This window comes from Shigella sp. FJ200513 (genome assembly GCF_040495915.1).
GTDB lineage: Bacteria > Pseudomonadota > Gammaproteobacteria > Enterobacterales > Enterobacteriaceae > ECMA0423.
Genome location: NZ_JBDYCV010000192.1, coordinates 1 through 3,225, shown reverse-complemented (window position 1 = coordinate 3,225; position 3,225 = coordinate 1). Strand labels below are relative to the sequence as shown.

The window sequence follows — 3,225 nt, the reverse complement described above, 5'->3', positions numbered from 1 at the left end:
ATTATAACGAATGGCATCCGCATAGTGCGCTGGGTTATCGCTCGCCACGGGAATATCTGCGGCAGCGGGCTTGTAATAGGTTAAGTGATAACAGATGTCTGGAAATATAGGGGCAAATCCACCAGCGTTCTAACGGAATACTGAGATTCAAAGAGAGTGCACGGTCATTATTTTCATCAGTGTAGCGGCTGTATTGATAATTCAGGCTGTAACCAATTCCCCATTGCTGGCCGGAAACCCCAACAGAGATATTACTGTTTTTCTCGTTATTGCCCCAATAGTCTTGCTGTGAACCGGAGGCATACAGACTTACCCCATCAAATATTGTCTGGCTGATGTTGAATTGAATTTCACTTTTTTGGCGACTGTTATAGCCCCAATTGCGGGTATTGGCTTCATCAAAACTAAAATAGCCATCGTTGGTATAGCGATAGTAGCTAACAGCGATATTGGTGTTGGTTTCCGGGATATCTTTGATGTACTGAGTACGCCATTGATAGCCATGAAAAGAGTGCTGGTTATCGAATTGGGTGTCAGCTCTGTTGATATCCATCGACAACGCGCCCAGTGCGCCAAGTGTGCCGCCGATACCGATCCCCAGCGCATAATAATCTTCAGAACCGAGCAGGCCGCCATACAGCGTAAAAGTATTATTCAAACCATATATTGCCGTGGCTTCAGCAAATTCGGGTTCCTTGCTATCACTGTTTGCATCAGCGCGATAGCGTCCAGCGGTCGCGCTATATTTTAGATGCCCAGGTCGCTGCATCATGGGTAATGAAGAATAAGGCTGGATAAAGCGACGTTGTGTACCGTCACTTTCTTCAATCGTGACTTCTAAATCGCCGCTGTTGGAAGAGGGGTAGAGATCGTTAATTTCAAAGGCACCCGCTGGCACGTTGCTTTGATAGATCACATAACCATTTTGCCTGATAGTCACGATTGCACTACTGTTTGCGATACCGCGTACCGTTGGGGCAAATCCGCGCTGGCTGTTTGGCAACATATTATCGTCGGAAGCGAGTTGCACGCCAGTAAAGGCGTAGCTGGAAAAAATACTGCCGCTGGTGGCGCTTTCTCCCAGAAGCAACTGAGACTTCAACGCCTTGATATCACGTTGTAAATAACTACTGATAGTGTTCCAGCTTGACGCCTGATCGTTGCGTGTCCACGTAGAATAGTTACGTAATCGCCAGGGGCCAAAATTAGCACCATTTTGCATATTCAGGTACTGTCGTTGGCTACGATTGCCCTGGCGGTAACGGTTATCAGAACCTGTAAACGAGTAGTTGGTAAACAGCGTTGGTATACCATCGTCCCAACGAGAAGGGGAGACGTAACCTCTTGCATCACGGTACAGTGCAATTTGGGGAATGCTCAAATTAAGTCGCTGATGATTGAAATCAAATTCAGCAGCTGTACCGGGAATGATTTGTTCAAGCGAGTTGATCACGCTATCGTCATCTTTTTCAGCCAGCGCCGGGATTTCATCCACCTTAATACCCAGCTCACGTAGTTGTTCTACCGTAAACTGTGGCTGCAGAAGTTGCTCTGCATTGGCGGTAAATGTAATTTTTTTCTGTGAAACCTTCTTTTTATTCAGCCAGATATCAACCTGATAAGTTCCTGGTAGTTGTGCGTATTTTTTTGAAAAACGTGACAGATCGGTTGTTTGCATACCACTTTTTGTAGTTTCCAGCATAATGGGGTCGAAATAATACTCTTCGGCGTTAGCGGTAGTGCAAAGCATGCCGCTGCCAGTGAGCACCATCGGCAAACAACGTTTGATAATGAGCGCCAACTGTTTCGGTGTGCGTTTATGTCCCTGGTGGTGTCGTTGTGGCATTCCCTGATGGCCTGTGTTTTTATATTTTTTATTGCAGTGGACGAGTTTCTGTCCCGGAACTGCCGCCATAATCGTTGATCGCAGCCCATTTCACGTTCTTTCCGCCAGATGCTGGAAGTGGTAACTGTTTATGTTCTCCGGGCGCGATATATTCAATTTTGCTTGTGAGATCGGTTTTATCGACTGCCAGTCCGGCAAATACGACGTAATATTCAGTTGGGTTATATATATTGAGTGAATGGTCACTACGTTTAAATTCCAGTGATTTCCACGCATCGTTTACCCGTCCCTTCAGGTGTGCGGGGCGATAAAACATTTTGACCCGCGTTTTAAATACCAGCGTCAACTCGTTAGCATTAACATCATCTGATTTTTTCTTTGCTGGAATGGCACGAACATTAATGTAGAACAGCGACTCTTTATTTTCAGGCAGGTTATCAGCTGTTTTAATAATTCGCAGTGATGAGTCATCGCTAGCCTCAAGACGAAATAGCGGTGGGGTTATAATAAATGGGGCACGGCTTTTACCATCTATATTATCTACCCATGATTGCAGTAAATAAGGCGTTTCTGCGCCTTTGTTTGCGACAGGTAACGCAGCCTCTTTGCGGCTGGCATCATAGATCACTCGCGTTCGCTGTAAAACGATACCCCCTGCAAGCGCCTGGCCGATACAGAAGCTACACAACAAGGTTAATATCACCGCGAATGTTCGTTTTGACATAGTTATTTTTCAACCTGATACAACGAGAAAGAGGAAGGAAAAGGGCGTTATCTGAAAGGTCAGATAACGCCGTAACGTATTAACGGTAATCCAGCGTTACGTTAACGACAGCGTCTGCTTCCCCTGGGGTGATTTCTGATGCTTCAACGGTTGATACGTAGTAAGCGATGAGGTCAACATTGACAATACCATTGGAGTCCGCTGGGATCTGATAAATCGTGTTATCATTCCCCATAGCATTCAGTGGCATAAGGTTTCCGCTTTCCGCATCGTCAATACGGATACCCACACCTGTTGTCGCTGTGCCAGCAAAAGAGCCCACTTTTGCCAGATTAGGGAAGTTAGGGACGGTGCCATTATCCCGCGTTTCCAGCCATAAACGGAAAGACGCTTCAACGTTGCCGTTATCGTGCTCCCACCCAGTCACTGGGCAGTTAACTAAAGGAATAGTGAATGGAATTTTTGGGCTACGATCGCCAACAGAACGAAACTGTTCGGCATTATAGTGACCAAGAGCAACTTCAATTTTCTTATCAGAGTCATTGATTTCACAAGCGGATTTTAAAATCTCGCCATCAAAGGTAATGCTGCCAACTTACTGATTTAGTGTATGATGGTGATTTTAAGGTGCTTGCGTGGCTTCCATTTCCATCAG

Annotated in this window: 1 protein-coding gene and 2 pseudogenes; all 3 read right to left on the bottom strand. The window is 45.7% G+C overall.

What is annotated here, in order from left to right; all coding sequences use genetic code 11:
* Positions 1-121: 121 nt before the first annotated feature.
* Positions 122-1,846: pseudogene (locus ABZJ92_RS21130) on the bottom strand (fimbria/pilus outer membrane usher protein); the annotation flags it as partial.
* 28 nt (positions 1,847-1,874) lie between these two features.
* Complete coding sequence (locus tag ABZJ92_RS21125) at positions 1,875-2,570, bottom strand: fimbrial biogenesis chaperone (protein ID WP_000044779.1); 696 nt, start codon at positions 2,568-2,570, stop codon at positions 1,875-1,877.
* 79 nt (positions 2,571-2,649) lie between these two features.
* A pseudogene (locus ABZJ92_RS21120) lies at positions 2,650-3,162 on the bottom strand (fimbrial protein); the annotation flags it as partial.
* Positions 3,163-3,225: the final 63 nt, after the last annotated feature.